General features: G+C 59.5%; 22 protein-coding genes and 1 tRNA gene. 14 read left to right on the forward strand and 9 right to left on the reverse strand.

The window, feature by feature from the left end; genetic code table 11:
• Window positions 1-92 (reverse strand): NAD(P)H dehydrogenase assembly family protein (locus NW849_RS08465; RefSeq protein WP_414357241.1); only part of this gene is annotated, 92 nt, incomplete at its 3' end.
• 510 nt (window positions 93-602) lie between these two features.
• Between NW849_RS08465 and NW849_RS08470 the strand changes: the two genes are divergently transcribed.
• The 5 genes from NW849_RS08470 (at window position 603) to NW849_RS08490 (ending at window position 4707) form a co-directional block, all read left to right on the forward strand.
• Complete coding sequence (locus NW849_RS08470) at window positions 603-824, forward strand: DUF2949 domain-containing protein (protein ID WP_041436895.1); 222 nt, start codon at window positions 603-605, stop codon at window positions 822-824.
• Window positions 805-1887, forward strand: a complete 1083-nt coding sequence (gene mazG, locus NW849_RS08475) for a nucleoside triphosphate pyrophosphohydrolase (protein WP_414357219.1) — start codon at window positions 805-807, stop codon at window positions 1885-1887. Before NW849_RS08470 ends, mazG begins: the two co-directional genes overlap by 20 nt.
• Before the next feature lie 116 nt (window positions 1888-2003).
• Complete coding sequence (locus NW849_RS08480; RefSeq protein WP_414357221.1) at window positions 2004-3041, forward strand: isopenicillin N synthase family dioxygenase; 1038 nt, start codon at window positions 2004-2006, stop codon at window positions 3039-3041.
• A gap of 125 nt (window positions 3042-3166) precedes the next feature.
• The gene (locus NW849_RS08485) at window positions 3167-4108 is read left to right on the forward strand and encodes a transglutaminase family protein (protein WP_414357222.1); all 942 of its coding nucleotides are present in this window, start codon (window positions 3167-3169) and stop codon (window positions 4106-4108) included.
• A gap of 92 nt (window positions 4109-4200) precedes the next feature.
• Window positions 4201-4707 carry a hypothetical protein gene (locus NW849_RS08490; protein WP_011429595.1) on the forward strand — a complete coding sequence of 169 codons (507 nt, stop codon included), beginning with the start codon at window positions 4201-4203 and terminating at the stop codon, window positions 4705-4707.
• A gap of 9 nt (window positions 4708-4716) precedes the next feature.
• On the opposite strand, the gene NW849_RS08495 is transcribed toward NW849_RS08490, so the two are convergent.
• Both NW849_RS08495 and frr read right to left on the reverse strand, forming a co-directional pair.
• Entirely contained in the window at window positions 4717-7443 is a 2727-nt protein-coding gene (locus tag NW849_RS08495; protein WP_414357224.1) for a CBS domain-containing protein, read from the reverse strand.
• 231 nt (window positions 7444-7674) lie between these two features.
• The gene (gene frr / locus NW849_RS08500) at window positions 7675-8223 is read right to left on the reverse strand and encodes a ribosome recycling factor (RefSeq protein WP_011434435.1); all 549 of its coding nucleotides are present in this window, start codon (window positions 8221-8223) and stop codon (window positions 7675-7677) included.
• A 247-nt stretch (window positions 8224-8470) separates the two neighbouring features.
• Between frr and NW849_RS08505 the strand changes: the two genes are divergently transcribed.
• Window positions 8471-9049 carry a hypothetical protein gene (locus tag NW849_RS08505; protein WP_414357227.1) on the forward strand — a complete coding sequence of 193 codons (579 nt, stop codon included), beginning with the start codon at window positions 8471-8473 and terminating at the stop codon, window positions 9047-9049.
• A gap of 13 nt (window positions 9050-9062) precedes the next feature.
• Here NW849_RS08505 and recR read toward each other — a convergent pair whose 3' ends face one another.
• Together recR and NW849_RS08515 are read right to left on the reverse strand one after the other, a co-directional pair.
• Entirely contained in the window at window positions 9063-9662 is a 600-nt protein-coding gene (gene recR, locus NW849_RS08510; protein ID WP_414357229.1) for a recombination mediator RecR, read from the reverse strand.
• 21 nt (window positions 9663-9683) lie between these two features.
• A complete protein-coding gene (locus NW849_RS08515) occupies window positions 9684-10019 on the reverse strand; it encodes a YbaB/EbfC family nucleoid-associated protein (RefSeq protein ID WP_011434432.1) in 336 nt (111 codons plus the stop codon).
• Window positions 10020-10238: 219 nt separating this feature from the next.
• On the opposite strand from NW849_RS08515, the gene NW849_RS08520 reads away from it, so the two are divergent.
• Window positions 10239-11135 (forward strand): carbohydrate ABC transporter permease, encoded by an 897-nt coding sequence (locus tag NW849_RS08520; protein ID WP_148202782.1) that lies wholly within the window; start codon window positions 10239-10241, stop codon window positions 11133-11135.
• Window positions 11136-11153: 18 nt separating this feature from the next.
• Entirely contained in the window at window positions 11154-12662 is a 1509-nt protein-coding gene (locus tag NW849_RS08525) for a UbiD family decarboxylase (RefSeq protein ID WP_414357230.1), read from the forward strand.
• On the opposite strand, the gene NW849_RS08530 is transcribed toward NW849_RS08525, so the two are convergent.
• Together NW849_RS08530 and NW849_RS08535 are read right to left on the reverse strand one after the other, a co-directional pair.
• Window positions 12659-13870 (reverse strand): ABC transporter permease, encoded by a 1212-nt coding sequence (locus tag NW849_RS08530; protein WP_414357231.1) that lies wholly within the window; start codon window positions 13868-13870, stop codon window positions 12659-12661. The two genes, NW849_RS08525 and NW849_RS08530, sit on opposite strands and share 4 nt — an antisense overlap.
• The gene (locus NW849_RS08535; RefSeq protein WP_414357232.1) at window positions 13867-15240 is read right to left on the reverse strand and encodes an efflux RND transporter periplasmic adaptor subunit; all 1374 of its coding nucleotides are present in this window, start codon (window positions 15238-15240) and stop codon (window positions 13867-13869) included. The genes NW849_RS08530 and NW849_RS08535 overlap by 4 nt, the downstream gene beginning before the upstream one ends.
• A gap of 166 nt (window positions 15241-15406) precedes the next feature.
• Between NW849_RS08535 and rplS the strand changes: the two genes are divergently transcribed.
• The 4 genes from rplS (at window position 15407) to NW849_RS08555 (ending at window position 17640) form a co-directional block, all read left to right on the forward strand.
• The gene (gene rplS / locus NW849_RS08540) at window positions 15407-15784 is read left to right on the forward strand and encodes a 50S ribosomal protein L19 (RefSeq protein ID WP_414357233.1); all 378 of its coding nucleotides are present in this window, start codon (window positions 15407-15409) and stop codon (window positions 15782-15784) included.
• Window positions 15785-15851: 67 nt separating this feature from the next.
• A tRNA-Trp gene (locus NW849_RS08545) sits at window positions 15852-15924 on the forward strand.
• Window positions 15925-15996: 72 nt separating this feature from the next.
• Entirely contained in the window at window positions 15997-16815 is an 819-nt protein-coding gene (locus NW849_RS08550; protein WP_414357234.1) for a tetratricopeptide repeat protein, read from the forward strand.
• 402 nt (window positions 16816-17217) lie between these two features.
• A complete protein-coding gene (locus tag NW849_RS08555) occupies window positions 17218-17640 on the forward strand; it encodes a hypothetical protein (RefSeq protein ID WP_414344534.1) in 423 nt (140 codons plus the stop codon).
• 151 nt (window positions 17641-17791) lie between these two features.
• On the opposite strand, the gene pgl is transcribed toward NW849_RS08555, so the two are convergent.
• A complete protein-coding gene (gene pgl / locus NW849_RS08560; RefSeq protein WP_414357236.1) occupies window positions 17792-18523 on the reverse strand; it encodes a 6-phosphogluconolactonase in 732 nt (243 codons plus the stop codon).
• A gap of 86 nt (window positions 18524-18609) precedes the next feature.
• Window positions 18610-19617 carry a phosphoribulokinase gene (locus NW849_RS08565; RefSeq protein WP_414357237.1) on the reverse strand — a complete coding sequence of 336 codons (1008 nt, stop codon included), beginning with the start codon at window positions 19615-19617 and terminating at the stop codon, window positions 18610-18612.
• Between the two features lie 351 nt (window positions 19618-19968).
• Between NW849_RS08565 and NW849_RS08570 the strand changes: the two genes are divergently transcribed.
• Both NW849_RS08570 and leuS read left to right on the forward strand, forming a co-directional pair.
• A complete protein-coding gene (locus NW849_RS08570; RefSeq protein ID WP_414357239.1) occupies window positions 19969-20859 on the forward strand; it encodes a ferredoxin--NADP(+) reductase in 891 nt (296 codons plus the stop codon).
• A 140-nt stretch (window positions 20860-20999) separates the two neighbouring features.
• On the forward strand, window positions 21000-23648 hold the full coding sequence (leuS, locus tag NW849_RS08575; RefSeq protein WP_414357240.1) for a leucine--tRNA ligase: 2649 nt from the start codon (window positions 21000-21002) through the stop codon (window positions 23646-23648).
• The last annotated feature ends 131 nt before the right edge of the window (window positions 23649-23779 follow it).

Raw genomic sequence — 23779 nt, forward strand, 5'->3', positions numbered from 1 at the left:
ATCGGCATTGGGTCAGCCGTTTTTAGGTAAGGAGGCATCTCCACCACTTGAACCGTTGCCCCCACCGGCAGTAAACCCTGGGCTTCAGACATAACGGGAGTCCATGTGGCAAGTGTCTCTAGCTTAGCTGAACGTAGGACGATGTATGCCCAAAACCGAACCCGAGCAGGATGACAGCATTAGGGCAGATCCCAGAGGAGCCGAACAGATTGGATCCCCGAAGAATTGTTGTAAGATTTTTATCAAGCACGAGGATTCAACGAGATAAAAAGGTAACATCTTGCAAGGTGAGTTGGTTTTTCCCACAAAGAAAAAGCAGTCGGCCTTTCGGGGTGCTGCCAACTGATCGCCAATTTGCTACCATACCATGAACTCTTGGTACCCATTTTTTGTGTCCTTGGATACGGAAACCTCATTTGCCGAGGCAATTTAGGGGTTCTCTTGTCCTGGAGCTGTGGGCGCAGGGCTTAGCAAGCTCGCCTTCGGCCTACGCACCAGCCAGATCTTTGCCGAAATTCTGTAGAAGTGTTAAGAATAGTTACATTGGTTTGCTATCTTCTCAGTTTTCATACTCGTCCTTACTTCAGCGCTGCGAAACGACCATGCTAGATCCCATTCCCCCCCCAGCCCTTGAGGAATATCTATTGGAAACGGGCATTATCGACCGTTCTCAACTGAGCCTGGCCAAGAAGCTGCAGCATCGCCAGCAAGGGCCGTTGCTGATGATCCTTTTGGAGTTGAGTTTCATCGATCTGGAGCAGCTCAGCCGCCTTTTGGATTTGGGCCGCGCCTACCCTTTTGATCATGCTGCAAACGCTGGATAGTCTTCAGCCCAACTGGCAACAGGCTCTGGCTCGGTGGTTCGCTGCTGAGCAGGGATCCCTGCTGCTGAAAAGCTGTGGGGGCCAGGATCTGGCGAAGCTGCGCAGTGTTTTGCAACAGATCTGTTCTCCTGTCCAGTCTGTTACGTTGCTAACAGAAGACTTGGAGGTGGTGGCCGGCCCATTGACGCTCCAAAGCTGGGATCCTCAAGCGACGGGCCATTTTGCCCACCTTTATCTGGAGCGTTCCGCCTCTAGCTCACACATGAGTCGTTTGGCGGCTATTGTTGCTCGGTTGCGTGCCCCCGATGGATGTCCCTGGGATCGGGCCCAAACTCCGGAGTCTCTGACCCCCTACATTCTCGAAGAAGCGTATGAGACGGTAGCTGCCATTCGAGCCGGGGATCCGGCGGCGATTGCCGAAGAGCTGGGGGATTTGTTGTTGCAGGTGGTGTTGCAGTCTCAGATCTTTGCCGAGCAGAACCACTTTGATCTGGAAGCTGTGGCTGCGCGAATTGCCGATAAGCTCATCCGCCGTCACCCCCATGTGTTTGGGGATGCTGTGATGGCAGATCTTCCGGAGTTGCACCGCTCTTGGGAACAGATCAAGCAAAGGGAGCGACCGGATCAAAGCCTTGGCCAAAAACTGCTGCACTATGCCCAAAGTTTGCCTCCCCTAATGGCTGCCCTGAAAATTTCCTGCAAAGTGGTGGGGGCAGGGTTTGAGTGGCCAACGGTGGAGGGGATCTGGGCCAAGATCCGCGAGGAAGAAGCCGAGCTGCGTCGAGAATTGGAGAGGGATCCCCCCGATCCAACTCGGCAGGAAGCCGAACTGGGGGATCTGCTTTTTGCCCTGGTCAACTTGGGCCGTTGGTATGGTTTGGATGCTGCCCAAGCTCTGGCCCAAACCAACCTGCGCTTTGCTCGCCGTTTTTTGCGCATGGAAGAGCTGGCTCAGGAACCAGCGGGATCCCTGCCCGGCGGTGGCAAAAGCTCCCTTCTGAAAGGGCGCAGTCTCCAGGAGCTGGAAGTCCTCTGGCAACAGGCCAAGCAAGAATATCTCTAGTTTGGATATGGGGTTGAGCTGGCGCTGGCTTTGAGGGGGTATCCGCCCACACAGTCTTGGGGCAAGTTCTCTTTGTAGGGTAGGAGCTGTTCTGAGCACCTGTCTCTACGTCGGCTATGTCTCCAGTTTCTTCCTTTGAGCAAGCTGGGATCCCTTGTCTGGATTTGACCCCCTTTCGGGAGGGCACGGATCCGCTAGGGGTTGCAAAGGCTTTTGGGGCAGCCTTGGAGGAGGTGGGGTTTGTGGTGATCACAGGGCATGGGATCCCGGAGGCCATCATACAAACAGCCTACGAGAGAGCGAGGGCTTTCTTCGACCTGCCGCTGGAACAAAAAATGGAGGTGGTGACTCCGGATCGCGTCAAAAACCAGGGATACCTGCCGATTGGCATCGAAAGTGTAGCCGCTACCCGTGGGGCAGAGGTTCCCTACGATCTCTGTGAGGCGCTGGTGTTCAATGACCTGTTTCGGGAAGATCCACAACGGCCCCAAGCAGGGGTGGATCCGGATTCGGGCAACCTTTGGCCCACCCATCCAGCAGGACTGCGGGCTGCTCTTCTGGCTTATGATGCGGCTCTGCTTCAGCTCACCCAAACCTTGATGCGCATGGGCGCGTTGGCTTTGGATCTGCCGGAAACCTATTTTCTGCCTTTTATGGAGGGGAAAGGGGGAGTGCTGCGGGCTGTGCATTATCCTGAACAGGAGGTGGAGCCCATCCCGGGACAGCTACGCTATGGGGCTCACTCCGACTACGGTGGCTTCACGATTCTGCGACAGGATGGGGCGCTGGGAGGGCTGCAGGTGTACTCCAAAGCAGGAGAGTGGATTGATGTGCAGGCTGTTCCCAACGCCTTTGTCATCAACGTTGGCGATCTGCTATCCCGTTGGACCAATGACCGTTGGCGCTCCACGTTGCACCGCGTGGTCAATCCACCCCGATCGGCTTTCGGTTCCAGTCGCCGCCTGTCTTTGGTTTACTTTACAGCTCCTCGGGACGATGCTTGGATCGAATGCCTGCCCACATGCCAGAATGCAGCAAATCCCCCTCGCTATGCTCCTGTACAGGCTGGGGAGTACATCCGCTCTAAGCTGGAGGTTTCGATGATTGGGAAGGCAGGGCAAAGCTCTCGGAGATCTCAAACTCGGGATCCCTGAAGTCTAGAGATCTCGGGCAGACGATGCAACCGCTTCTTGGCTTTGATCTGGGAGCAGTTTGGGTTGCCTGATCTCGGTGCTCCTTTGCCTGTGATAAAACTCCTTGCCCGTCATTTGGCCAACCTGTGCAAATTCAGATCCGCCATCTCATCGAATATCGCTACAGTCGTCCAGTCCAACTGGAGCCCCATACGGTGCGATTGCGACCGCGCTGCGACGGGATCCAGACTCTCCTGGCTTTTGAGTTGCAGGTGGATCCGCAGCCGGTGGGCCAATCGGCGCTGGTGGAGCTGGAGGGCAACGCGGCAGTTCGGCTTTGGTTTGAGGATCCCACCGAGCATTTGCGCATTCAAACTCGGGCCACGGTGCTCACCCTGCGGGAGAATCCCTTCGACTATCTCCTCTGCGATTGGGCCACCCATCTCCCCATCGACTATCCCAGCACGCTGGCAGCTCAACTACAGCCTTATCTGACAGCTCAGGCGGATCCCGGCATCCAGGCCTTGGCCTGGGAGCTATGGGATCACGTGCAGGGGGAAACGACGGCTTTTCTGCCGACGCTGAACCAGCGCATCTATTCAGAATGCCGCCACATCTTGCGGGAAAAGGGGGATCCCTGGCCTGCTGGCTTGACTTGGCATCGCAAAACCGGAGCCTGCCGCGATCTGGCCCTGTTGTTCATGGAGGTCTGCCGCAGCGTGGGCTTGGCCGCTCGCTTTGTCAGTGGCTACCAAGTCAGCCCCTCACGGCCTTCAGGGGAGAGCAGGGGTGGAGAACCCCCAGAGCCTGTGCGCCGTCATCTGCACGCTTGGGCGGAGGTGTACTTGCCGGGGGCCGGTTGGCGGGGCTTTGATCCCACCCAGGGGTTGGCCGTGGCCGATGGTCATGTGGCTTTGGCGGCCAGCGCTTACCCCAGAGATGCCGCTCCCATTTACGGCCATTGGCTGGGCAAGGGCGTTCACAGCAGTATGAGCTACACCATCCACATCCAGGCGGGATCTTCTGCGCAAAGCCAAGCCCAGCTTGCTGCAGACAGCCTGAGCACTCCACCAAAAGTTTGGGGCTGAAGCCGTAGAGCTTCAACTTGGCCGGATCCCAAAGCGAAAATTTGAGATAGCATAGCCTAGCCAAGATCTAGAGAATCTGCCGAGGGATCCCGTTGACCCAGTCTATTGATGTCCCCACCAGCGTTGATACGTTTTTGCAGGAGTTGGCCGCCATTCAGCAAGTTGGGCCGAAGCGAGTGGCCATCCTGGGCAGTCGTCATGTGCCCATTACCCACCAGTATTTGATCGAGACCCTCAGCTATGCTTTGGCCCTCACGGGCAATCAGATCCTCACATCCGGGGCTATTGGCACCAACTTGGCCGTCATTCGGGGGGCGATGCGGGCGGACATGAAGTCCTTGACGGTGATCTTGCCCCAGAGTTTGGAGCGACAGCCGGCAGAGTCGCGGGCTAGCCTGGAGCAGGTGCTGCATCTGGTGGAACATCCCGAAAACGACCATCTTCCCCTGGCGGAGGCCAGCCGCCTGTGCAACCTGGAGATCATCGGCAAGTGCCAGCAGTTGATCTGCTTTGTTTTCCACGACAGCGTCACGCTGCTGGATGCCTGCAAGCATGCTGAGGAACAACACAAGTTGGTCACTCTCTTCTATTTCGACTGATTTGCCCTTCTACTTTCTTCCTCGGTATTGAGCTTGCGGCAGGGGGAAGTGTTCTTGCAGCCAAGCTTCGGCTTCTGCCGGGGTGGTGAGTTCGCCGTTCAGGGTGAGGCAACGCAGTTGCTCCAAAATGGCTTGGAAGGGGCGACCTGGCTTATAACCCAGACGACGCAGATCGTGGCCGTTGAGCAGCGGCTTCACCCAGTACCACTCCTGCAAATAGCGCCAGATCAGCCGCCGGGCCGGCTTGGGGGCGATCCCGGCCACCAAAATCACTGCTGGGATCCGCAGCCCCTGCAGCAGTTGCACCACCTGGGCCGGAGAGAGGGTGCCGGGGTCCAATTGGGCCAACAGGGTTTGGTAATAGGAGGAATGGCTGAGGCGTTCGATGCCTGCTTGGGTAAGGTGGAGTTGGCTGGCCACCTGGGGGGCTTGGGGCAGCGTGAGGAGGAGAGCCTCTAGGCGCAGTTGCCAGATCTCCTGGGATCCCAGCTCAGGATAGCGGCGGCGAAAGTGATAGGCCCAGCGGCCCACCCGTTGCAACCGCTGACACAGGGAGGGATCCCACTCCAGGTCGGGGTGAATACAGCGCAAAGCTCCCCATTCTGCCAGCCGCTCAAAGGCTTGGGGCCAATCGCGGGATCCGAGAATGTAGGCCAGCTCCTGCTTGAGGCGATCCCCGCCGACGGCATCGTGCAGACCACTGGCCACAGCAGCGCGGATCCATTTTTCTGTGGTCGAGTCCAGGGCGAAGCCCAGGCGCACCGCAAAGCGCACCGCTCGATAAATGCGGGTGGGATCCTCGATGAAGCTGTTGGGGTGTAATGCCCGGATGATCCCCTGTTGCAGATCCGCTTGTCCGCCGAAAAAATCCAGCACCTGTCCTCGCTGGGGGCCGTTGAGGCGCAAGGCCAAGGCGTTGATGGAAAAATCCCGCCGATAGAGGTCTTGCTGAATGGATCCCATGGCCACTTCGGGGGGAGAGGCCGGGTAGGGATAAAACTCCGTGCGGGCGCTGGCGATATCCACACAAAAGCCTCCTGGCCAGATCAAGGCCGCCGTTTGGAATTTGCCGTGGATCTCCAGCCGCGCTTCCGGGAAGCGTTGTTTGAGCGCTTGTCCCAAAATCAAGCCCCAGCCCGGGGGATCGATCCCATCCGGGGCTGAAGAGTAGGGCCCATCCACCACCAAGTCCAGATCCAGCCGCTCCAGGTTGGGTGAGGGCTGCCGTCCCCACCGGTGCAGGAGCAGATCCCGCACCGTTCCCCCTACCAGATACAACCTCAGGCCCTTTTCATCGGCGATGCGGGCGGCCTGCTCCAGCAACTGTCGATGCCGTTCCGAGAGAGCCGCGAAGGTGAGATCCAGGGGGCAGGAAAGGGTGGGCAGAGCCAACTGCGGTGAGAAGGCCGGCAACTCGTGCAGGTGCCGCAACACGTCGGTGCGGGTAACAATGCCCACCAACTGGCCGTCCTGAAGCACCGGCAGGCGGCCAATGTCCCACTGCACCATCAGCCTTTGGATCTCCGCCAGAGGGGTGTCGGGGGAGAGGGTTTTCACATCGGTGGTCATGTAGCCCTTGACAGGGGCATGGCCAAACCCGTGGTGCAGGGCGATATCGATATCCCGCCGCGAGATCACCCCCACCAAGCGGCCTTGAGCGTCCACCACCACCAGGCCGGAATGGCCGTAGCGCAGCAGCACCCGCTGGGCCTCGTCGATGGTGATCTCCGGTCGGATGGTGCGCACCGGAGCCGACATCAAATCTCTGGCCGTCACCGGGGGCGGGATCCGCTCTTGGACAGCCTGCCTGAGGGTTGCCATGACTTGGGCCGGATCGGGCAAAGGCTGCTCTGGGGCGGCTTTTAGCGTGGCTGCTGCGGCACAGTCGTGTCCACCGCCGCCGTAGAGGGCCATCACTTTGCCCAACTGGGCAAACTCCTGCCGCGCCCGCCCGATCAGGCTGAGCCGCTCCCCCTGCCGCGCCACCAAGAGCAGCACATCCACTCCCGTCAGATCCATCAGCCGCATCACCAGGCCGGCCAAGCCGGGCACAAACTCCGGCAGCTCCAGCAGCCATTCTCCCAGGCGATACTCCCCCACCTGCTGCACCTGCATCTGGGCCAACCCCTGGCTGAGCAGCTCGCGCATCTCTGGGGTGAGGCCATCCCCCAAAAAGCGCCGCAACAAGACCAGGTTTACCCCCTGCTGCAACAGCCAGCTCAGGGCGGCGGCATCCCGGGCGGTGGTCTCCGGGAAGGTCAGGGATCCCGTATCCATGTGAATGCCCAAAGCCAGCGCCAGCCGCTCAAAAGGGCTGAGAGGGATCCCAGCAGCCTGCAGCCGCTCCACCAGCAAGGTACAGGTGGCCCCCACGGCCTCGATATGACCGTTGACCTGCTGCTGCGGCCAAAAGCCATCCGGTGGGGTTTCCGGATCCCGGATGTGATGGTCAAAAATCTCAATCTGGGCGCCAGGGACACTCAACCAAGCGGCAGCTTTGCCCAGGCGATCCGGATCGTGACAATCCACCACAATCCAGCGCTGCACCTGTCCCGGATCCACAGAGCGCAGCTCGATGAGGGGAAATTCATCTCGGTACAAGGCCAAAAACTCCTGCACCCCCGGCAGGGATCCACCAGTCAAGGCGATGCGGGCACCCGGATACAGGCGGGCCGCTCCCACCGCCGCCCCCAGGGTGTCGAAATCCGCCGATTGATGGCACAGGATCAGATCCATTGCGGCAAGAGTTGTCGTTTTCCCCCCTTCCATCCTGGCCTAAGCCGGGATCCCTCTTGTTGGAATTGGACGAGGAGAAACGAACGGCTGCCCGACTTCGAGGGGCAAGTGGAAACCTTGAAGTTTCGGGATGAGTGTCGAGTTTTGATCAAAAAATGGGGTCTTTAACCCCGTCCTACGGCTATGCAGAAGCAGGCCAGTAGCGTGGGGAGTTATGTCCACAAGGAGCTTTTACAGCGTCGTCAGCTCCTTTTCTTTTTCTGCCAGCAGCTCATCGATCTTTTTGATATAGCGGTCGGTCAGCTTCTGGATGTCATCCTGCAAGCTTTTGGACTCATCTTCAGACAGCTCGCCGTTTTTCTCCCGCTTGCGCACCGAGTCGATGCCATCCCGCCGGATGTTGCGGATTGAGACTCGCCCCTCTTCGGCCAGCTTGGCCACCTGTTTGCTCAGCTCTTTGCGCCGCTCTTCTGTCAGGGGGGGAATGGTGAGCCGCACCACCTTGCCGTCGTTGCTGGGGGTTAGACCTAGGTCAGAGGCAACAATGGCCCGCTCAATGGCCGCCAGGGTCGAGGGATCAAAGGGCTGGATCAAGAGAGTGCTGGAGTCTGGCGTGGTGAGGCTGGCCAGGGCCTTCAGGGGAGTGGGCACGCCGTAGTACTCCACCTGAATCCGATCCAGCAGGCTGGAATTGGCCCGCCCGGTGCGCACCGTATTAAAGGAGCGCTGTGTGGCTTGCACAGCTTTGTTCATCAACTCCTCAATCTCAGCTAGCTCCACGGGGTTTTCCTCGCTTTCAAAATCAGTTTCCAGATATCAGGCTCTGGCAGCAAACCTGGCACCTCTACGGTGAGCCTGACCTCAATTTTACTGCCTTGTTGGGATCCAGATGGGATCCCGTTCCTCAGAGCTGCACCTGCAGTCGGCGAATTTCTCGCCAGATGCCCCCCAGTGGGATGGTACGAGCTCAAAGCTTCCCCTAAACTGCTCTGCAGTTTACTGCACAACACAGGCACAACAAAGTTTTATGCTCTCTCGCCAAATTGGTTCTTCAACGGCCCTAACCTGGCTGATCGGCAGCTTGAGTCTCCTGGGTTTTGGAGCGGCTGCGGCAGCCTTGGAGTTGCAGATTGTGTCCCCCAACGCCTATAAAGTGCCCTACCTGGGAATTGATGGCGTCTTTACCCTGGATACGTCCCTGGAACAATCGGCCAACGATCCGCGCAATCCAAAGCGGGTGAAGTTTGAGAAGATGGAGTTCTTCTCCTTCTACGCCGACCTGGAAGGGAAAAAGCCCCTGGCGGAAAATTGTCGCTACGCCTATCGGGGGGCTGCGCCGGATCCCTTCTACTACCCTGAGCGCTCCTTAAGTTCCATCTGGGATTTGTTTCAGTTGCAGCCTGGAGCAGACGCCAGTTGCGAGACCTTCACCTATGTGATTCTGCGGGCGCCCCACGGGGATCCGGTGCACATGCACCTGCGCTACGGAGGCCGCAACAGCAGCTTCCAGGAACTTCTGAACATCAGCACTCTGCCGGAGGATCCTGCCAACTTCAACCCCTGGTGGAGCACCTACTGCGCGGAGGGGGTAACCGGCTGCGATTGATGGGCTGGGCGGCTCACAACTCCTGCCGGGCTTCCAGGGCACGGGCCAGGGTGACCTCGTCGGCGTATTCCAGCTCGGATCCCATGGGCAGGCCGAAGGCCAGGCGGGTCATGCGCAAGGTGGGGGCAACCGGCTTCAGGTAATCCTTGACCACGTGCATGGTTACTTCCCCCTCTACGCTGGGGCTGATGGCAAAGATCAGCTCCTGCGGTTTTTCCCGTGCCACCCGAGCCACCAGCTCGCGGATGTGCAGTTGGTCGGCCCCGATCCCGTTCATGGGGGAGATGAGGCCGCCCAAAACGTGGTAGAGCCCCTTGAACTCGCGGGTGCGCTCCATCGCAATCAAGTCTTTGACGTCGGCCACCACGCACCACAGCAAGGGATCCCGCTGTGGCGAACGGCAAATCTCACAGGGATCCTCCGCTGACCAGTTGAAGCAGATGGAACAGTGCCGAACCGTCTGCTTGGCTTCCAGCAGGGCTTTGGCCAGGGCCTCGATCTCGCCGGCAGGCCGGTTGATCAAGTGGAGAGCTAGGCGCTGAGCGGTTTTGGAGCCAATGCCGGGCAGCCGTTGCAGCTCTTCGATGAGGCGAGCCAAGGGGCGAGTGTACATAGAGAGTTAAGGAGGCGGGGCTCAACCCAGTCCCAACCCCGGCAGACTGATGTTTCCGGTCAGCTCTTCCATGCGTTTGCGCATCGTCTCGGCAGATTGGGTGTAGGCGTTCACCATTGCTGTCAGGAGCAAGTCTTCTACCACATCCACCGACTCCTGGAGCACTTGGGGATCCAGAGAGACTTTGAGAGGTTCTTGGTTGCCGTTTACCGTCACTTTCACCAGCCCATTGCCGGCTTCGCCAACGATCTCCATCTCTTCCAGCTCTTTTTGCAGCCTTTGGGCGCCATCGCGCACCTCTTGGGCTTTCTTGAGCGCTTCTTGGATTTTGCCGAAGGGGCCAAAGCCTCGAGTCATGGGATCCTCTCTTGGGTTATCCAGATACTGCTGTTCTACTCTACCCGTTTCCCCATCGCCGGTGAAAGCACTCGCAAGTCTGGGCAGAGGTGCTTGCACCGCTAACGCGACCGGTCTTCCTTAGGTTGCCCTTAACTCTGGCGGATTATCCTCTCAAGAGAAGCCAAAGATCGACTCAAAAGCCCATCTGCTCATCGGTGTTCGCCGTCTGGAGGTGCTATGGCTCAATTGTTGCAGGATCCCCGCTCTCAAGTGGCCCAGCCCAATTCAACTTGGGTAGAGCCTTCTCCCTGGCGTTGGCGGCGCTGGATCCCGGAGCGCTGGTATGTGCATTTGGGCCTGGTACTGGCCTGCTTGGTTCTGGGATTTCCGGTGTTGTATGCCCTGATCGTGAGCACCCAGAACAATGCCGAGGTGTTCCGCTATCAATTGACCTTTGGCTCCTCTTTTGCCTTCAACTGGCATCAGGTGATGGTGGCGCGGCACTTGGGCCACTACATGGTCAACAGCACCATCGTGGCGGTGGCAATCACGGTGGGCAAGACGGTTTTGTCGCTGCTGGCCGGGCTGGCCTTTGTGTACTTCCGCTTTCCGGGCAAAGGGCTGGCCTTCGGCTTTGTGCTGATCACGCTGATGATGCCCACCGAAATCTTGATTATTGCCCTGCTGCGATTGGTCACCAACTTGGGCTGGGGATCCACCTACTACGCTTTAATCGTGCCCTTTCTGGCCAGCGCCACGGCCACGTTTTTGTTTCGCCAGCATTTTTCCAACATTCCCCGCGAGCTGGCGGAGGCGGCCCAACTGGACGGGGCCAACCCGCTGCAATTTCTCACCCAGGTGCTGATCCCCTTGAGCTGGAACGCCATCGGGGCGCAGGCGGTGATTCACTTCGTTTACGCTTGGAATATGTACCTGTGGCCCCGCTTGATCGTGCAAGGCCGAGAGCGACAAGTGGTGCAGGTGGGGCTGCAATCTCTGCTTAATCTGGATAGCTCGGCCTCCTATGGCCCCATGATGCTGGGAGCGATCATCGCCAGTATCCCGCCGCTGCTGGTGTTTATTGCGCTGCAGAAGCCCTTCATGAGCGGGTTAGCCCTCAATCGCGACAAGTAAGCCCTTAGGTTCCCTTTCATGCCCAGAGATCTACGCCGTTTTATTGCTCTGCTGGAATCCCGTGGTCAGCTCCGCCGCATTTCGGCAGAAGTGGATCCGGATCTGGAAATTGCCGAGATTGCCGATCGCCTCTTGGCCTGCGGGGGGCCGGCGCTGCTGTTTGAGCGGGTGAAGGGATCCTCAATGCCGCTGCTCATCAACACCCTGGGCACGGTGGAGCGCATTTGCTGGGCTTTGGGAATGGAGCAGCCTCAGGATCTGGAGGAACTGGGGAAAAAGCTGGCCCTGCTTTACCAGCCGCGGCCACCGCGGAGCTTTGCCCAGGCGGTGGAGTTGGGACAAGCTCTGTTTAGCGTACTCAAAGCTAAACCCAGCCGGGATCTGCTTCCTCCCTGTCAGCAGGTGGTGCTGCGGGGAGAGGAAGTCGATCTCACCCAGTTGCCCCTGTTGCGGGTCTATCCCGGCGATGCCGGACGGGTGCTGACCTTGGGCCTGATGGTAACCAAAGACCCGGAAAACGGGATCCCCAACGTGGGGGTGTACCGCCTGCAGTTGCAAAGCCGCACCACCATGACGGTGCAATGGCTGTCGGTGCGGGGGGCGACTCGGCATCTGCGCAAGGCGGCAGCCCTGGGCCAAAAGCTGGAGGTGGCAGTGGCGGTGGGGGTGGATCCGGTGGTGATTCTGGCGGCGGCCACACCCCTGCCGGTGGATCTGTCGGAGTGGCTGTTTGCCGGTCTCTATGCCGGAGAAGGGTTGCACCTGGCCCAGTGCAAAACGGTGGATCTGCAGGTGCCGGCTCATGCTGAGATCGTTCTGGAAGGCAGCATCACCCCTGGGGAAGTGGCCCCCGACGGGCCTGCCGGGGATCACATCGGCTACTACGGCCCCCGCAACGAGCAGGCTCCTCTGATTCGCTTCCACTGCTTGACCCACCGCCGGGATCCCATCTATCTCACCACCTTCAGCGGCAAGCCCCCCAAAGAAAACGACATGATGGCGCTGGCCCTGAACCGCATCTACACCCCCATCCTCAGGCAGCAGGTGCCGGAGATTGTAGATTTCTTTTTGCCGATGGAGGCGCTGGGCTACAAAGCAGCCATCCTCTCCATCGACAAGGCCTACCCTGGCCAGGCGCGGCGGGCGGCTTTGGCTTTTTGGAGCGCCCTGCCCCAATTTAGCTACACCAAGTTTGTGATCGTGGTGGACAAGGATATCAATGTGCGGGATCCACGGCAGGTGCTCTGGTGCCTGTGCTCGCGGGTGGATCCGCAGCGGGATGTGTTTATTCTGGCGGACAACCCCTTTGACACCTTGGACTTTGCCACCGAAAAACGGGGTCTGGGGGGCAAGATGGGCATTGATGCCACCACCAAAATTCCCCCAGAAACCGATGCTCCCTGGCGGGAGCCCCTTGCTCCAGATCCGGAGGTGGCCCGCTTGGTGGATCGCCGCTGGGCAGAATATGGCCTGGCGGATCTCGATGGGCAGCCGGCGGATCCCCGCCTGTTTGGATACGATCTCTAAGCCCGCAGGGCCTCAATGGGATCCAGTTGCGCCGCTTTGCGGGCCGGGAAAATGCCGAAGACCAGCCCAATCCCAGTGGAAAGGGAGAACGCCACTCCCACTGCCACCCCATCGACTTGGGTGGCCAAGGGGGTGAACACCTGCACCGCCACCAGCAGGCCACTGCTGAGGAGGATCCCGAGCACCCCCCCGGTCACGGCAATGAAAATCGCTTCGGCGGCAAACTGCTGCAAAATCTGCCGGCTATCCGCCCCAATCGCCTTGCGCAGCCCGATCTCATGGGTGCGTTCCGCAACCGAGATAAGCATCACATTCATGATCCCCACCCCTCCCACCAGCAGGGAGAGGGCCGCCGTGCCCGTCAGCAGCACCCGCAACAGGCTCAAAATCCTGGCCGACCCATCCAGGAGCACTTTCTGGTTGCGGATGATGAAGTCATCTTCTCCCACCAATTGGTGCCGCTGGCGCAGCAGGTTGCGGATTTGGAACTCGGCAGCAGGCAGATCGGCTTCAGAGCGGGCCGAGACGAAAATCGCCGTCAGCTCTGTGCCGTAGGGGGAACGCCGCCCGACCAACCGATTGGCCACCACGTCCACCGGCAGAAACACTCCGGCATCGCTGTTGCCAAACACCGTCGGCTTCGAGCGCAAAGTGCCGATCACCTCGAAGGGCAAGTTGTTCAGCAGGACGGTCTCCCCAATGGCAGCGGCAGGGTCCAGGCCGAACAACTGGCTGGCGGCATCGCTGCCCAGCACCACCACCGGGCGCTGTTCCTCGATATCCGAGGGCAAGAGGAAGCGGCCTGCCTCGATCTCTAAGTTCAAGACCGACAAGTACTCCGGCCAAGTGCCGGTGGCCTCGTAGCGGCGATCCACTCCACCTCGCACAGCGCGCACATTGGTGCCCAGGCTGGGGACAGCTGATGACACGGCAGGCACTTCCGCCGCAATAGCCCGTACATCCTCCAAGGTGAGGGGGCGGATGTTGCCGGCATCAGCTAGGCCCAAGTTGGCCGAAAAGACGATCAGCAAGTTGGTGCCCAGAGAGCGAAATTGATCCACTGCCATCTCTTGGGCAGCATAGCCAAATCCGGCAATGGCCACCACCGCCGCATTGCCGATGAGGATCCCGAGCATGCTCAGCCCGGTGCGCAGGCGATGTCGTCGCACCATTTGCCAGGCCATTTTGGCCGCCGTTGCCAGGCTCATGGCTGTTGCTCCGCTCTTTTAATCAAAGTCTCTAGGTTCACCCCAGGAGGCAGGGCAGTAAAGACCCGATCCCCTGCCTGCAGACCAGAGAGGATTTGGGTAACTCCACCCTGAGTGATGCCCGTTTCCACGCGGCGATAGACAGGTTGCCGGCTTTGGGGATCCAGCAGGAGCACGCCTTCCTGGCTTTCCTCCCGGAGGATAGCCACTGAGGGCACCGTCAGAGCCTGAGGCTGGGGATCCCCAATGAAATCCACCGAAACAGTCATGCCGGTGCGCAAAAAGTCGGCCCCAGGCTCCGGTTCAACGAAGACCCGAAAGACGGTTACCTCTCGCACCACCACCGTAGCGGGTGCAATCCGCTTCACCCGCCCCTGCACCAGGCGGTCGGGGTAGGCCAGGGAGCGGATCTCCACCGGCTGACCCACCCGCACCTGGGCAATCTGGGCTTCTGGCACTTCTGCCCGCACCTCAATTCCCTGAGCCAGCGCCAAAATGGAACTGGAAGAAGCTGCGGTGGCATCGGAAGCTGCTGTTGTGGGAGCTACAAAGGATCCCACCTCGGCAAAGCGCTGCACCACCACACCGGAAAAGGGGGCGCGGACTTCGGTGTCAGCCAACCGGGATTGCCGTTGGGCCAGCTCGGCTTGTGCCTGGGCAATTTGGGCTTGAATTTGCTGTAGGGTTTCCGGGCGGCTCCCCAGTTGCAATCGCTCCAACTCCTGTTGAGCAGCTCGCAAATCCGCTTGCGCTTGTTCCAGGCGGGCCGAGCGTTGATCCAGCTCGCTGCGGGCTACCACCCCCGCCTGCACCAGGGCCTGGATGCGCTCTAACTCCCTCTGAGCCAAGTCCACCTGCGACCGGGCAGCATCCACCCTGGCCTGGGCCGCCGCGATCACCTGGGGGCGCTCTCCGGCCTGTTGCTCCGCTAGACGGGCTTGCAGCTCTTGAATGCGGGCTTGGGCTTGGCGAATGCCACTGGCGAGATCGCCGTAGTCCATCCGGGCCAATAACTGCCCTGCCACCACTTCATCTCCCTGATCCACCAACAGCTCCGCCAAGCGACCCGACTCGCGGGGGCTGACATTCACCTGGCGGATCGGCTGCACCTGGCCGCTCACCCGCAGGCGTTGGGTCAGATCCACCACTTGAACCGGTACCGTCAATCTTTCCAGCCGTTCTGCCCTCTGCTGCTGCAGCTGACGCTGGATCAGGAGACCGCTGCCCCCTAGGCCGGCCAACAGCAAGCCCAAGAGCATCCAGCCGAAGGGAAATCTCTGGCGGCGGGGTTTGCTTTGCGGCAGAGGCTGCTCTGCAAGCTTGGGAGTAGACAGGGATCCCGTCTTGGGCTCATCGGTGTGCAGGATCACAAAAGTTTCCCGTTTGTAACAAAAGCTTTATCTTTGTCTAGCCTATTGGAAAAATGGGGGAAGCGTAAACACGGTTTCCCGCCTCTTGAGCTCTATGTCGGCCAGCTCTGTACAAAAAACAGCGACGATTGTTACCATGGTTAACTGCCGGTAGCGCGGGAAGGCCATGAACGTTCGCATCAACGCTGAGGAGATCATCCGCTCCATTGAAGCTGCCCAGATGAAGCCGGATCTGCCGGAGATTCGGGTTGGCGATCAGGTACGGGTGGGAGTTCGCATTCAAGAGGGGGGCAAGGAGCGGGTACAAGCCTTTGAGGGCACGGTCATTGCCATGCGCCACTCCGGCATTAACCGCACCATCACGGTGCGCAAGGTTTTCCAGGGAATCGGCGTGGAGCGGGTTTTCCTCATTCACTCCCCGCGCATCGAGTCGATTCAGGTGCTGCGGCGGGGTAAAGTGCGTCGGGCCAAGCTGTTCTATTTGCGGGATCGGGTGGGCAAAGCCACTCGCATCAAGGCCAAGACAGAGAGTGCGGATAGTTGAGGAACAGCTCCTCTGAAAATTAGGTGTACCTGCTACACTGGGTAAGCGGGTGTAACCTTTGGCCAATGCGTCCTTAGTTCAGTTGGTAGAACGTCGGTCTCCAAAACCGGATGTCGGGGGTTCGAGTCCTCCAGGGCGCGCTAACCATCAGACCCCCTTCTGTGGCGATGGCTTAAGGTGGAAACACCCCATCTGAGGTGGTTTTGGCGGCCATGAAGTCTGTCTCCAATGTCCTCTCGGCTCTGTTGCTGGGGCTGCTGCTTTGGTTGGGGATCCCTATCTGGCCTGGATCGGGTGTGGTGGCAACGGCAGCGAGCAACAGGGTAGATCACGAGATCGATCGACTGTTTGAGGAGGCCTTTGCGGCTACTCAGAGGGGAGATTTTGCCCGGGCGGAAACCCTGTGGACTCAACTGTTGCAGATCCAGCCGGACAACCCGGCCCTGTGGAGCAACCGGGGCAACGCCCGTGTCAGCTTGCACCAACTGCAGGCAGCTCTGGAGGATTATGCTGAGGCCATTCGTTTGGCCCCTGAGGCACCGGATCCCTATCTCAACCGAGGGGCTGCTTTGGAGGGGTTGGGGCGGTGGCAGGAGGCGATTGCAGACTACGAACGAGTGTTGCAGTTGGATCCCAACGATGCGGCGGCCTACAACAACCGTGGCAATGCGGAAGCAGGGCTGGGCCAATGGCAACAGGCCTTGGCTGACTACCGCCGCGCTACAGAACTGGCTCCCGACTACGCCTTCGCTCAGGCCAACTATGCTTTGAGCCTCTACCAGGTGGGCGAAACAGAAGCTGCTCTGCGCTTGATGCGGGCTCTGGTGCGCAAGTACCCGAAGTTTCCAGATATGCGGGCTGCTCTCAGCGCCATCCTTTGGGTGCAGGGTCGGCAAGGAGAGGCTGAAAGTCACTGGGTGGCTGTGCAAGGACTGGATCCCCGCTACGCCGACCTGGAATGGGTGAAAACCGTCCGCCGTTGGCCACCGGCAATGGTGGCAGCTCTGGAGCGTTTCCTTTCTCTCAAGTAGTGAGGCTTACGATTGCGGCGGAGGCACTCTGGGTCTTGACTCTGCGCATTGACGAAACAGTTGCTGGGGATCCCCGCAGCCAGAGTCTCAGGTTACATCCTGTCTGGGGGGATGGAGATTGCTAGATTGGGATCAAGCCGAGGGCGGATTCCAGCAGCAGGCTTAACCCAGAGCCAAGAGAGCGCAGAGGGATCCCAAAGGCTTTCAGCGAGCTGTGAAAAAAACTGTGTAAGGGATTGCTTCCTGCGACACCTTTTCGCCTTCTTCTTCGTCTGTTTCAGTCCTATCGCGGCGCGTGGTATCAACGTGAGTGCAATGGCTTGTTTCTCTCGCTCTTCTTCCTTCTTCCCTGATGGGAGAGGGAGGCTGCGAAATCACTGGAGCTGGGCAGGGCTGTTGCTCATGGTTCTGCAGCTTGGGCAACCCGCCGTGGCTCAGACGGAAACCCGAGTTTGGAGCGGAACCGGCCAAATTTTGAGCGGCCAGGGGCAGGGGGCGACGGTGCAATTGATCTTGGAAACGGGTGGCGGGCGTATCTGGAGCCAATCGGGGCCGGCTTTGGATGCACCCTTTTCCGGCGGCCATATTTCGGTAACCAGCGGTGATGGCACCTGGCAAATTCAATCGCAAGGGGATCAGTTGTTGGTCACCTTTTACCGCGGCGAGCAGATCATCCGCTGGCAACTGCGGCCCATGGGCGAGATCCCCAGCTCTTCTCCTTCTGCGCCATCCAGCTCCCTGAGCAGTGACTCCGCCCAGCCCGTAGCGCTGCCCGTCCAAGAGCTGGTGATTCCAGTACTGAAGAATTTGCCCGGCAACCCCTGAGGGATCCCTGCCCCGCCGGTTCTCGACCCATGAAACCTGGTGCGTTGGCCGCTGGGGCTATCAAACCTGTGGCCACTGGAATGGGCTGGGATGATTTTGGGGGCGGTGGGCCTGGGGATCCTATCCCATCGGCAGTTAGCCCGCCTGTTGTTTAGCTGAGCAGCGGGACACAGGGCAGGGGCAGTTGAGCTGCTGCCGCCGCATCCAGCAACCACAGCAGCCGTCCTCTGGGGTTTACGCGCTGGCAGGGTAGGTGGGCCTCGGTGGTCAGCGCCTCTTTCACGATGGGGGCTTTGTTCGCTCCGGTTACCAGGAACACCACCTGGGCTGCTTGGTTCAGAACAGGATAGGTCAAGGTTAGACGCGGCTCCTGCCCTTTTTGCCCCACTGTCACCCAGCGGTGCTGCACCTGCAGAGCGGCGGTGTCGGCAAACAAGGAAGCTGTGTGGCCATCTTCCCCCACTCCCAGCCATACCAGGTCGAGAGAAGGGCACTCTGTACCGAAAATCTGCCGCAGGGTCGCCTCGTATTCGGCAGCATCGCGAAGGGGATCCCCTGCTTGGGTGGGCATAGGGAAAACTTGAGCCGCCGGGATCCCGATCTGCTCCAGCAAGGTTTCCCGCACCATACGGTAGTTGCTCTCAGGGTGATCCGGGGGAACATAGCGCTCATCCCCCCAGAACAGCCAGGTTTGTTGCCAAGGGATCCCTGGGGTTTGGGCCAGGGCAGCATACAGCTTCTTGGGGGTGCTTCCCCCGGCCAAGACCACCGTAAAGCGTCCCCGCTCGCGAATGGCAGCGGCTGACCGAGCTTGCCAAATCTCGATGGCCCGTTGGATTAAGACGGGGCCCTCCGGAAAGATCTCCAACTGGAATCCCTGCATACACCGAAGCCCTACTGCCGACCTATGCTGGGTCAGCCGACCTGCACCAACACTTTACCGAAGGGATCCCCTAAGCGGGGCAAACACTAGGAAGCCACCGCCAGCTCTTTGGCTTCTGCCCGAATTTGCTCGTAGAGGGCGCGCAGCTTCAGGCCCACGATGATCTGAATCAGACCAGAGCCATTGCGGGATCCCGGGTATTCCGGGTGCTTGCGCAACAGTTCCGTCAGCTCGCCATAGTAGCGGGTGGACAGGTTGCTCAGGTGGTTCTCGATGTAGATGACCTCTTCCAGCTTGTCGAAGGTGCCGTCGATCTCCAGAATCGAGACTGGGTGATCGAAGTAGGTGGAAGGGCCATAGTGGAGGCGGATCCCTGGATAGGAACAAGTCAGCTTTTTGCCGCAGGGGATCCAATCAATGGTGGAGCCTTCGTCAAAGAGATAAACATGGTCGAAGTACTTCACCCCTTCCCGCTGGATCAGCCGCACCCGCAGTACTTTGTGCTCTGGATCCAGCTCCGGCAACAACTGGGTAGGCAAAACCTCAATGACGGCATCGGCGTACTGCTTCTGCACATCGACATAGGCTTCAAAGTCCGGGCGGCGAGCCTCGATTGAGCGCAACACATCTTCGTAGGTGTGGCCCCGCTCGGCCATGTCCCGCTTCACCTTCCAAGCAATCTTGATCTCCGGCGCCAGATCCAAGTACACCTTAAAGTCCAGCAGCTCGCGCACCCGCTCGTCATACATGGGATGCAGCCCCTCTAGGACGATGATGCGGTTGGGCTCCACCAGCTCCGGTGGGTCAATCAGCCCCGTCTCGTGGTTGTAGATGGGCTTCATCACACTTTGGCCGTTCTTAAGCGCCTTGGCCTGCTCGTACATCAGGTCGAAGTTGTTGGCGCGGGGATCCAGCGCCGTGATGCCCTTCTCTTTGCGCTGGTAGCGATCCAAGGAGTGATAGTCATCCAGACAGATGGTGGTAATCAGATCCCGGCCAAATAGATCCCCCAGCCGGCGTAAAAAGGTGGACTTGCCACAGCCAGAATCTCCGGCGACACCAATCATCACAACACGATCAGGACTGCTTGCCATGGGAACTCCTTGGGGACGGGCAGGGCAAAACTGAGAAAAAGGCTCTAGAAAGTTACCAACTGTTACGGTCTTGCATGATACCAAATAAAGCCGTTACATCACAAGCCGCTGGCAGGCCAGAGCTGTGGGCACCACAAGCAACAATTTAACAAAAAATCCATATTTTTGGCCGATGAGCTTGGCCGGGATTATTTTTCCGGGGTTGCCGCTCTCAGGACGGCCTGGGGGGCTGGCGAAGGTCGTCTGCTTCTCCTCTGACAAGTTCCATTTGAGCAGCCGGGCTGCTGTGGTGTTTGCTATTTTGCTATATGTAAACTCATTTCCTCCCAGTGCCAGGAGCAGATCGCAGGTATGGTTGCCAGCGCAGAAAAGCGAGAGGTTGTCGTCAATCTGTATCGTCCCAACGCACCGTTGATCGGCCACTGCGTGGAGACCTACTCCATTGTCGGTGAAGGAGCACCCGGACTGACTAAGCACATTGTGCTCAGCTTGCCGGATCCCAACTACCGCTACCTAGAAGGGCAAAGCGTTGGCATTATCCCTCCTGGCGAAGATGCCAAGGGCAAGCCCCACAAGCCCCGCCTCTACTCGATTGCTTCCACCCGCTTTGGCGATGATGGCGAGGGGCGCACTGTCTCTTTGAGCGTGAAGCGGGCTGAATATGTCGATAGAGAGACAGGCCAGCCGGGGGTGGGGGTCTGCTCCGGCTTCCTCACCGATTTGAAGGCGGGCGATGAGGTGATGATTACGGGGCCATCGGGGAAAACCTTCCTACTGCCCGAAGATGAGAATGCCAACCTGATTTTGATCGCCACCGGCACCGGCATTGCTCCTTTTCGCGCCTTCATCAAGCACCTGTTTGAGGAGGATCCCAACTATCAGGGCAAGATCTGGCTGTTCTTTGGGGTGCCCACCACTTCCACCTTGCTCTACCACGGGGATCTGGAGGCCTGGAAAGCCCAGTACGGGGATCGCTTCCGCGTCGATTACGCCATCAGCCGCGAGCAACAAACCCCCGATGGCAAGAAAATGTACGTGCAAAACCGCATGGCCGAGTACGGTGCCGAGCTGTGGGACATGCTCCAGAAGCCTAACACCTACACCTACATCTGCGGCCTCAAGGGGATGGAGGACGGGATCAACAACGTCATGGGGCCTTTGGCCGAACAAGCCGGTCAGGATTGGAGCAAGTTCCAGAAGGAACTGAAGAAAGCAGACAGGTGGCACGAAGAAACCTACTGATCTCTGCTTGTGATCCCTGCTTGTCGGTTTGTCAGCGCCAATAGGGATCCCGTTCCTTGCTTGAGAGCACTGGCGTGGGGAGTATGTCAAAATGCTTCTATCTCCCAGCGTGAGCGCTTTTTTCCCAGGAGCATCGAACCGTGGACGCGCGCTACAATCCCCAGGCCATCGAGAGCAAGTGGCAAGCCCACTGGCGTGAAATCGGGCTGGATCGCACCCCAGAGCTGAAGGACGGGAGCCGCAAATTCTATGCTCTGTCCATGTTCCCCTATCCCAGCGGCAACCTGCACATGGGGCATGTGCGCAATTACACCATCACCGATGTAATTGCCCGCTACAAACGAATGCAGGGATACGCGGTGTTGCACCCGATGGGCTGGGATGCCTTTGGCCTGCCGGCGGAGAATGCCGCCATCGACCGGGGGATCCCACCGGCCAAGTGGACCTACCAAAACATTGCCCAGATGCGGGATCAGTTGCAGCGGTTGGGCCTGTCCTACGACTGGGAGCGGGAGATTACCAGTTGTACGCCGGACTACTACAAGTGGACGCAGTGGATCTTCCTGCAATTTTTGCAGGCGGGCTTGGCCTACCAGAAAGAGGCGGCGGTGAACTGGGATCCGGTGGATCAGACGGTGTTGGCCAACGAGCAGGTGGATGCGGAGGGGCGTTCCTGGAGATCCGGCGCCCTGGTGGAAAAGCGCATGCTCAAGCAGTGGTTTTTCAAAATCACCGCCTATGCCGACCAACTGCTGGCGGATCTGGAAAAGCTCTCCGGCTGGCCGGAGCGGGTGCGCACCATGCAGGAGAACTGGATCGGCCAATCGGTGGGGGCTAAGGTGATTTTCAAAACCGAGGCAGGGGACGAGCTGGCAGTGTTCACCACCCGGCCCGATACCCTCTGGGGGGCCACCTTCATGGTGATGTCGCCGGAGCACCCCTTGGTGGACAAGCTCACCACTGCCGAGCAACTGCAGGCCGTCAGAGCCTATCAAGCCCAGGCCGCTGCCCGCAGCGAGATCGAGCGCAGCGCCGAAGACCGGGAAAAAACGGGGGTTTGGACGGGATCCTACGCCATCAACCCCGTTAACCAAGAGCGGATCCCCATCTGGATTGCCGACTATGTGCTGATGGGCTACGGGACGGGGGCCATCATGGCCGTGCCCGCCCACGACCAGCGGGATTTCGAGTTTGCCCGCAAGTTCGGCCTGCCCATCAAGCGGGTGGTGCAGCCGCCGGAGGGTTCTCCGGCCTCAGCGGATCGCGCCAGCGGGACGGAGTCCTCAGAACTGCAGGCTGCCTGGACGGGGGAAGGGGTGATGATCAACTCTGGCCCCCTAGACGGGATCCCGGTGGGCAAAGGCCCAGGGCAAAGCGTGGAAAGAGCCATCGCCTGGCTGGAAGCCCAGGGGCTGGGGGAAAAGCAGATCAACTACCGCCTGCGGGATTGGCTGATCTCGCGGCAGCGCTACTGGGGTTGTCCCATCCCGGTGATCCATTGTCCCCACTGTGGCATTGTGCCGGTGCCGGAGAAGGATCTGCCGGTGCTCTTGCCGGAGGATGTGGAGCTGACGGGGCGAGGGGGATCCCCGTTGGCCCAGTTGGAGGACTGGGTGAAGGTGAAGTGCCCCACCTGTGGCGCGGAGGCTCGCCGGGAAACCGATACCATGGACACCTTCATCTGCTCGTCGTGGTACTTCCTGCGCTTCAGCGATGCCCGCAACGACCGAGAGATCTTCCGCAAAGACCGGGTGAACGCCTGGCTGCCGGTGGATCAGTACGTGGGCGGCATCGAGCACGCCATCCTGCACCTGCTCTATTCCCGCTTTTTTACCAAGGTGTTGCGGGATCGGGGGCTGCTGGATTTTGACGAGCCGTTCCTGCGTCTGCTCACCCAGGGGATGGTGCAAGGGCGCACTTACTACAACCCCAACAAGTCCGGCAAGGATCGCTGGATCCCGGCAGCTCTGGTGCAGGATCCCAACGATCCGCGGGATCCGGAAACGGGCGAGCCCCTGCAAGTTATCTACGCTACCATGTCCAAGTCCAAGGGCAACGGCGTGGATCCTGAGGAGGTGCTGGCCCACTACGGGGCGGATACGGCCCGCATGTTTATCCTCTTCAAGGCCCCGCCGGAGAAGGATCTGGAGTGGGACGATGCCGATGTGGAGGGGCAATTTCGCTTTCTCAACCGCGTCTGGCGGCAGGTGTACGAGTTTGTCGTTCGCGGTAGCGGGACGGAGTCCTTGCAGAGCGGGGCCCCAGAGCTGTTGCCGGCCAAGGTCGAGGTGGGATCCCTGACCAAGGCGGAAAAAGATCTGCGCCGGGCTATCCACACCGCCATCAAGGAAGTCAGCGAAGATCTGGAAAACGATTATCAATTCAACACTGCCATTGCCGAGCTGATGAAGCTGAGCAATGCTCTGGGGGAGGCCGGGATCCCGGATTCGCCGGTCTATGCAGAGGGGATCCGCACGCTGGTGTTGCTGATGGCACCTTTTGCCCCCCATATTGCGGAGGAGCTGTGGCAGGCGCTGGGGGGCGCAGACTCGGTGCATCGGCAGTCTTGGCCCAGCTATGACCCGGCAGCGCTGGTGGCCGACACGGTGACCATTGTGATTCAGGTGAACGGCAAATTGCGCGGCTCGTTTGAGGCCCCTGCCGAGGTAACGCCGGAGGAGCAGGAACAGTTGGCCCTTCGGTCAGAAGCAGCGCAGAAATACCTGGAGGGGGCAACACCCAAAAAAGTGGTGGTGGTGCCGAAAAAGCTGGTTAACTTTGTCCTCTAACGGCGGGCCTGGCCAAAATGTTCCGCACTGCTGACACGAACGGGATCGGGGCTTTCACCAAATTTTCGGGCTGGAGGCCCGCACCATAGCCGCAGGCTTGGTGTCGGGAGGAAAGCCCTCCTCCATATAGG

The sequence above is a fragment of the Synechococcus sp. R55.3 genome, from assembly GCF_047461975.1.
In the GTDB taxonomy this organism is placed as follows: domain Bacteria; phylum Cyanobacteriota; class Cyanobacteriia; order Thermostichales; family Thermostichaceae; genus Thermostichus.

Bases quoted from the DNA above. Each gene is read 5' to 3' on its own strand.
- NW849_RS08470 (WP_041436895.1), top strand. From the start codon at position 603: ATGCTAGATCCCATTCCCCCCCCAGCCCTTGAGGAATATCTATTGGAA.
- mazG (WP_414357219.1), top strand. From the start codon at position 805: ATGCTGCAAACGCTGGATAGTCTTCAGCCCAACTGGCAACAGGCTCTG.
- NW849_RS08480 (WP_414357221.1), top strand. From the start codon at position 2,004: ATGTCTCCAGTTTCTTCCTTTGAGCAAGCTGGGATCCCTTGTCTGGAT.
- NW849_RS08495 (WP_414357224.1), bottom strand. From the start codon at position 7,443: ATGGATCTGATCCTGTGCCATCAATCGGCGGATTTCGACACCCTGGGG.
- NW849_RS08505 (WP_414357227.1), top strand. From the start codon at position 8,471: ATGCTCTCTCGCCAAATTGGTTCTTCAACGGCCCTAACCTGGCTGATC.
- recR (WP_414357229.1), bottom strand. From the start codon at position 9,662: ATGTACACTCGCCCCTTGGCTCGCCTCATCGAAGAGCTGCAACGGCTG.
- NW849_RS08515 (WP_011434432.1), bottom strand. From the start codon at position 10,019: ATGACTCGAGGCTTTGGCCCCTTCGGCAAAATCCAAGAAGCGCTCAAG.
- NW849_RS08520 (WP_148202782.1), top strand. From the start codon at position 10,239: ATGGCTCAATTGTTGCAGGATCCCCGCTCTCAAGTGGCCCAGCCCAAT.
- NW849_RS08525 (WP_414357230.1), top strand. From the start codon at position 11,154: ATGCCCAGAGATCTACGCCGTTTTATTGCTCTGCTGGAATCCCGTGGT.
- NW849_RS08530 (WP_414357231.1), bottom strand. From the start codon at position 13,870: ATGAGCCTGGCAACGGCGGCCAAAATGGCCTGGCAAATGGTGCGACGA.
- rplS (WP_414357233.1), top strand. From the start codon at position 15,407: ATGAACGTTCGCATCAACGCTGAGGAGATCATCCGCTCCATTGAAGCT.
- NW849_RS08550 (WP_414357234.1), top strand. From the start codon at position 15,997: ATGAAGTCTGTCTCCAATGTCCTCTCGGCTCTGTTGCTGGGGCTGCTG.
- NW849_RS08555 (WP_414344534.1), top strand. From the start codon at position 17,218: ATGGTTCTGCAGCTTGGGCAACCCGCCGTGGCTCAGACGGAAACCCGA.
- pgl (WP_414357236.1), bottom strand. From the start codon at position 18,523: ATGCAGGGATTCCAGTTGGAGATCTTTCCGGAGGGCCCCGTCTTAATC.
- NW849_RS08565 (WP_414357237.1), bottom strand. From the start codon at position 19,617: ATGGCAAGCAGTCCTGATCGTGTTGTGATGATTGGTGTCGCCGGAGAT.
- NW849_RS08570 (WP_414357239.1), top strand. From the start codon at position 19,969: ATGGTTGCCAGCGCAGAAAAGCGAGAGGTTGTCGTCAATCTGTATCGT.